We start from the raw sequence: 6316 nt of genomic DNA, 5'->3' as shown, positions 1-6316 counted from the left end.
TACGTCGCCGAGGAGGATGCGCATTACTGGGTTTTCCAGGTGCCCGAGAAGGCCAACGCACCAAGGGAGGAGCGGCCATGACCACGATACCGCAAATCTCGCTGGCGAAGCTGGCAGCCGATGCAACGCATGTTTGTACAGGGGAGTGTATTGCAGCATGATGGCACGATCGAGCGCAGAACTCCAGGCGAGACGTGAGCGCGCGCTGCCGCGCGGCGTTGCATGTGCGTTTCCGGTATGCGCGGAACGCGCCCGAGGCGCGGAGATTTGGGACACGGAGGGCCGCCGATATATCGATTTCATCGGGGGCATGGGCGCGCTTGCGGTCGGACATTCGCATCCGCAGGTGGTTGATGCGGTCAGAACGCAACTGGAGCGCTTCATCCATACCTTCTTCGGCAGCATTCCTTATGACGGCTACGTGCGGCTCGCGGAACGCCTCAACGCGATAGCTCCGTTCCCCACGCCGGCGAAAACCCTGCTTGTCACTACTGGCGCAGAAGCGGTGGAGAACGCGGTGAAGATCGCTCGTTTCCACTCGGGTCGAAGGGGTGTCGTCGTCTTCAGCGGCGGTTTTCACGGACGCACGTTACTGACCCTTGCGATGACCTCACAGCTCGATCCATATAAACGCGGTTTCGGCCCGTTCCCCACCGATATTTACCACGCGCCCTTTCCTTCGGCCTACCGAGGCCCCACTGCAGACGAGGCCCTTCAAGCACTTCGAGACCTGTTCGAGACGCAGATCGAACCCGACCAAGTTGCAGCCATGGTGATCGAGCCGGTCCAGGGTGAAGCTGGTTTCCTGCCGGCGCCGCCCGAGTTCATGCGCGGTCTGCGCGCTTTGTGCGACGCCCAGGGCATCGTCCTGATCGCGGATGAAGTCCAGTCTGGCTTCGCTCGCACCGGCCGGGTTTTCGCCATCGAGCATTCAGGAGTGGAGCCGGATCTTGTAGCGCTGGGAAAGAGTTTCGGTGGCGGGCTCCCAATCGCAGCTGTCATCGGCAAGGCCGTGATCATGGACGCGGTGCCGCCGGGCGGACTCGGAGGCACCTACGCGGGAAATCCCCTTGCATGCGCAGCGGCACTTGCCGCCCTGAACGTGCTTGAGGAGGCAAACCTGACTGCCCGTAGCATGGAAATCGGCGAGCGCCTCACCACCGGCTTCCGCTCCCTCAACCTGGGGACCAATTGCCCAATTATTGGCGAGGTGCGTGGTTTGGGCGCGATGATCGGCATTGAACTCGTCGACGATGCGATGTCCCAGCGCCCGGCGACAGCGCTGACGGCGAGGCTCGTGGAAGACGCCGCGATGCACGGTCTTCTGCTCGCCTCGGCCGGACGCGCGCATAACGTCATCCGCGTCCTTGCGCCGCTTACAGCATCGAACGAGATCATCGACGAAGCCTTGGCGATTTTCGACGAGTCGTTTGCGCGGGTGGCCTCCCTTGCGCACGCTTGATCCATGTGATCCCGACGAGGTGGCGATGCCTTGCTCGGAAACGGCAAATCTGAGTGGCGAGCCTTACCCGCTCCGCACCCAGCCGACCCGACCACTTGTCGGCACACATTTGGTCGCAGATCATGGACGATGCCGCGACTGATGTGCCCGCCTGGGTGACCTTCCCGAAGAAGCATCGCGCCAAGCTCCACTCGACGGATGAGATCGACAAGCGCTGTGCTCCGCATTGGTATTCTTCTAGCGCGCGTGCGACCACGTGGCGAAGCGCGGTGCATCGGCTGCAAGCGCCGCCGGGCGGCCTATTCTCCCTTTCCGGGATTGGTGCGCTGCGCGCCCTTGCTTTGGCGCCAGGACACCACAACGCACTCGTAACTCTCCTCGGCCATTCGGGCGATGTTCATCCTGATGCCGCAGATCCCGACGTTGGTAGTCATAGGTCGAGCCGCGCGAGTTACCCTTCGCCTGTGGACCTTGCGCACCATCGCCGCCGACCCCAAGCACCTGGGGGCCGAGATCGGCTTCTTCGCCGTACTGCACACCTGGCCAGAACCTGCTCCATCATCCGCACCTGCATTGCGTCGTCGCCGGTGGCGGCCTTTCTGCCGACGGCAATCGATGGATCGCCTACAAGCCCGGTTCTTCCTGCCGGTCCGGTGCGCTCACCCCTGTTCCGACCATTGTTTCTAGAGCATCTGGAGAAAGCCTTCGCGGCCGGCCAGCTGAAGTTCTTCTCCGGCTTGCAGGACCTGAGCGAGCGCGACGTCTTCCGGCCCTATCTGGCCCCCTCGAAACGCCGAGTGGGTCGTCTATGGGGCGCACACTTTCGCGGGACCGGCTCAGTTTGGCTTCCGAGCGGGCCGGCGCGATGCTGATGTTAAGGAAGGCGGGGTCCCTGCTTCATGACGTATCTTGGTATGGCGGGCGTGCAGTGACGGTCGTCACCGGCAACCACTCCCAGGCAGGGCGCGGCGCCGATCCTCACATGCCGGAACCGATATCCGTGCTGCTTTCGGCGCGCGCACGCTTCAGTCGCCGCGTCCGCGACCGCATCCGCACCGCCACGCGATGCCTATCCATGGGTGCGGTCTCAAATTGAACGGCCTATAGCGCGACGATCAGGATGAGGTGCGCCAGGCCAAGCTAGCGAGTTCCAGCCGGTGCGAGTCCGGCCCGGGTAAGGAGTAGCGCCCGCACGGTAGTGAGTGTTGCGGCGTGGGAGGTGACGACCACGGCGAAGCGTACACAGCAATTATGCGGGGTGTGGGAGTGAGCCACGATAGTGATAAGATTGCAGGGGCCGAGACGTTCTCGTCCGTCGAAGGCAATATGTGCGGAGCCGATAAGCGAGGCACCGCGGCCCTGCCGGGGTCTAGGGCCACATCACGTATGAAAGGAACGCGTCGGAACCTGGGAGATCTCCTGCCCGGCCGGGCGGCGTCAAGCCGCACCGGTCCGCATCGGGAAGGCGAGGAGCCGTAGCCGATATCCAGAGAAGTCAGACTCCGGTGTAGTAGCTGTGAAGCCGACGAACAAAGCCGAGCAATCGGCGGCGGAGCCGGTGGAGCCAAGGCCGGGGACCAAGGGGAACGCGGAACAGCAACACATGCACCGGACACAGAGCTGGGCCCGCATGTCCCAGTCGCTGGACCGCGTACGGAAAGCCGCAAGGCTGAGGAAGAAGGATCGGTTCACCGCGCTCTTCCACCATATCAATGTCGACACGCTTCGGACGGCGTTCTACGCGCTCAGGCGCAAGGCCGCTCCCGGGGTAGATGGCATGACGTGGCAGGACTACGAGGCAGACCTCGAGCTTCGGCTCAAGGATCTGCATGGACGGGTTCATCGGGGAGCGTACCGACCGCAACCAGCTCGCCGGACGTTTATACCGAAGGCGGATGGAAAGCAGCGGCCGGTGGCGATTGCAGCTCTGGAAGACAAGATCGTCCAGGGCGCAACCGTCATGGTGCTCAACGCTATCTATGAAGGCGACTTCTGCGGTTTCTCATACGGGTTCCGACCCAGACGAGGATCGCATGATGCATTGGATGCACTGTGCGTAGCGATCAGAACGCGGAAGGTGAACTGGATTTTAGACGCCGACATCCAGAACCTCTTTGGGGCGGTCAGCCAAGAATGGCTGGTTCGTTTCGTAGAACACAGGATCGGCGACAAGCGCATCATCCGCCTGATCCGCAAATGGCTCAAGGCGGGCATTCTCGAAGAGGGGATCGTGACTGTAGATGACAGGGGAACCGGCCAAGGGTCGGTGATCACTCCCTGAACGCATAAGGTAACTTTTGTCGGCCGATGGCGATTTCCCGTTTGAAGGCGATGACGCGTTGCCCGACGGCGGTGTCGTCGTGTGCATCGGGAGCGAGTGGCGGATGATGACAGTATCGTCGTCGACCAAGACCTCCTTGACCAGCAAGCGGACAATCCTCTGTCGGTCGCTGACGTCCAGCGATTGCGCCGATGCCCGTAATTTCTGGAGGAAGCGGTCAGCGTCTCGGCCAGACGCAGGAATGTCATGCGATCGGCGGCCTGATCGCGGATCGCCTGCAATTCGGTGCGCACGATCTGCTCGCGGGCACGCAACTCCGGCATGCGACGGCGCAGTTCCTCCAGCGACAGGAGATCCTCCTGGTAGGCGGTCACCAGCCGTTCCATGCTCTTGCTTGCGCACGCAGTCCCGTTCACCGCCGTTTCGTCGGCTCGCCGCACGGGCCGCGTCAAGACGCCGGTCGAGCCCGGCGCGGATCAGCGTGGGTCCTCGATCAAGCGCATCACCTCCCGCCACACCACTTCATCGAGCAGGTCCTGACGGATCGGCCGGCTGTCGCATACGGATCCGCCAAGATGGCGCCAGCTATCCGCCCCGAGGCAGCGGTAGTAGTGGATTTTGCGCGCCGACGTACGGGTCGATGTGCGTGATAGCGCGTAGCCGCATTTGCGGCACGACACCAGCCCCTGCACGATGCTCGGTTCGATGGTCCGGCGCGGGGCGAAGCGCTTGTTGTCGGTCAGGCGTTCGGCCGCCAACGCGAAGGTTTCTTCCGTCACGATGGCGGGAACGGGCACTTCGATCCATTCCTCGCGCGGCCGCTCGTGCTGGCTGGTATTCTCGCTAAAGCTCGCCCGGCCCGACAGGCGGAACGGCTTCGTCACCTTCTGCCGCGGTGCGACCTGTGTCTTGCCGAAGCAGGCCGTTCCCTTGTAGGCGGGATTGCGCAGCATCCCCACACCACCGACCGTTCCCAGCGGGTGACGCGCCGGCGCGTCGCCAGCCCCTCTCGTTGAGAAGGCGGGCAAGGGCGCCAATGCTCAGGCCGTCGACCGTATAGTTCTCGAACACCAGCCGCACCACTTCCGCCTCGGCTGCATCGACTTCATAGCGCGCCGACGCGTCATTCGTCTTACGAATATACCGATAGCCGTAGGGCGCCCCACACAGCACGGAGACTTCGCCGGCCTTGGCCCGGTGGCGCTTGCCGCGCCGCGAGCGTTCGAGAATTTGGCCCCGTTCGTACTCAGCGATCATGCCCTGGAACTGCAGCATCAGCTGGTCTTCCGGGCTGTCGGCGTGCGGCGCTTTGATGAAGACGGTCTCGACACCGCGGCGGGCGAACTCCTCCATCAAGAGAACCTGATAAGCATATTTTCTGCTCAACCGATCCGGGGAATGGATCAAGACAGCCTGGATGTGTCCCTCGGCCGCCAAGTCGCGCAATCTCTCCAGCCCCGGCCGCGCCAGGCTGGCACCGCCGAACCCCGCGTCTTCGATGATCCAGTCATCGGGCACGCCGAATCCTTGCTCGCGGGCGAACGCGACCAGCGCCGACGTCTGGCTGGCAATCGTGTTGTCCTCCTTCTGCTGGTCGGAGGACACCCGGGCTTAGATCGCTGCGCACGTCATCGCTTCCCTCCCTTAGCCGCGCACCCGCGCCGACGATGCGAAACCGCTCCGCAACCAGGATGCCGTACACCTGTGCCAATTTGGCCGGCAGCAGGCGGTCAAAGATAGGCTCGAGAAGGACGCTGCGAACATCGCTCTCCCGCCGCTCAGCCATGGCCGTCGGCTTCGAGAAAGGCCTGAAGCGCCCGACCCACCGTGGCGCTGATCGTCGTTCCTTCCGCCGCCGCCCGCGCGCGAATCGCGTCGACCAAACTGGGCGCCAGCTTGAACGTCACCGCCACGGTCGGCTCGGTCACTGGCACCGGCCGGCCGATCGCCTGCGCCTCCTCGATATACCGATAGGCCTGACGCCGGGACATGGTGAATTGGCGCGACAACGCCATGGCTGCCTCCGCCACGCTCAGCCCACGCGCAAGCAACCCATGGGCCGCATTGATCCGTTCGGTCTTCTGCAAATCCGTCGAGCGCGGCATATGACATATACATATTACCTTTTAAGAAAAGCACAGAACGAGAACGATCGAGCGAAATCGACCGGTCAAACATAAAATTATCTTTTGCGTTCAGGGAGTGATTTCGCCGCTTCTGGCCAATATTTACCTTCACTATGTCCTCGATCTGTGGGCCCAGCGCTGGCGACAGCGCGAGGCTACCGGCGACATGATCATCGTGCGCTATGCCGATGATGTGGTCGTTCGCTTCGAGCACGAGGGCGACGCTCGTCGTTTCCTCGATGCGATGCGCGCGAGGCTTGACGAGTTTGCGCAGTCGCTCCATCCGGACAAGACCCGCCTGATTGAGTTCGGCCGCTTTGCGGCGGTCGACCGTAACAAGCGTGGGCTCAGCAAGCCGGAGACCTTTGCCTTTCTGGGGTTCACGTTCATCTGCGGAAAATCGCGTCGAGGGCGCTTCCAGCTTCAAAGGAGATACGCCCAGCCTTT

At 62.9% G+C, this 6316-nt stretch carries 5 protein-coding genes and 2 pseudogenes; 4 read left to right on the top strand and 3 right to left on the bottom strand.

Annotated features, from left to right (window positions below; translation table 11 throughout):
• The first annotated feature begins 157 nt into the window (after positions 1-157).
• The 3 genes and pseudogenes from gabT to NKI64_RS29360 all read left to right on the top strand — a co-directional run bounded on the left by gabT (position 158) and on the right by NKI64_RS29360 (position 3743).
• The gene (gene gabT / locus NKI64_RS29370) at positions 158-1462 is read left to right on the top strand and encodes a 4-aminobutyrate--2-oxoglutarate transaminase (protein ID WP_352671668.1); all 1305 of its coding nucleotides are present in this window, start codon (positions 158-160) and stop codon (positions 1460-1462) included.
• 468 nt (positions 1463-1930) lie between these two features.
• Positions 1931-2302: pseudogene (locus NKI64_RS29365) on the top strand (transposase); the annotation flags it as partial.
• 790 nt (positions 2303-3092) lie between these two features.
• Positions 3093-3743, top strand: coding sequence for a reverse transcriptase domain-containing protein (locus tag NKI64_RS29360; protein ID WP_352671665.1), 651 nt, complete (start codon positions 3093-3095; stop codon positions 3741-3743).
• Positions 3744-4219: 476 nt separating this feature from the next.
• Here the strand turns inward: NKI64_RS29360 and NKI64_RS29355 are convergent, their stop codons facing one another.
• From NKI64_RS29355 to NKI64_RS29345, 3 genes are all read right to left on the bottom strand, one after another.
• Positions 4220-4696, bottom strand: coding sequence for a recombinase zinc beta ribbon domain-containing protein (locus NKI64_RS29355; protein ID WP_352671662.1), 477 nt, complete (start codon positions 4694-4696; stop codon positions 4220-4222).
• Positions 4587-5348: a recombinase family protein gene (locus tag NKI64_RS29350; protein WP_352671659.1), complete on the bottom strand. Its 762-nt coding sequence runs from the start codon at positions 5346-5348 to the stop codon at positions 4587-4589. Before NKI64_RS29350 ends, NKI64_RS29355 begins: the two co-directional genes overlap by 110 nt.
• A gap of 173 nt (positions 5349-5521) precedes the next feature.
• Positions 5522-5848, bottom strand: coding sequence for a hypothetical protein (locus NKI64_RS29345; RefSeq protein ID WP_352671656.1), 327 nt, complete (start codon positions 5846-5848; stop codon positions 5522-5524).
• A gap of 97 nt (positions 5849-5945) precedes the next feature.
• On the opposite strand from NKI64_RS29345, the pseudogene NKI64_RS29340 reads away from it, so the two are divergent.
• Positions 5946-6302 (top strand): annotated as a pseudogene (locus NKI64_RS29340) (reverse transcriptase domain-containing protein); the annotation flags it as partial.
• Positions 6303-6316: the final 14 nt, after the last annotated feature.

The organism is Mesorhizobium sp. M0478, from assembly GCF_040321305.1.
GTDB lineage: Bacteria > Pseudomonadota > Alphaproteobacteria > Rhizobiales > Rhizobiaceae > Mesorhizobium.
This window is presented reverse-complemented; position numbering and strand designations above follow the sequence as displayed.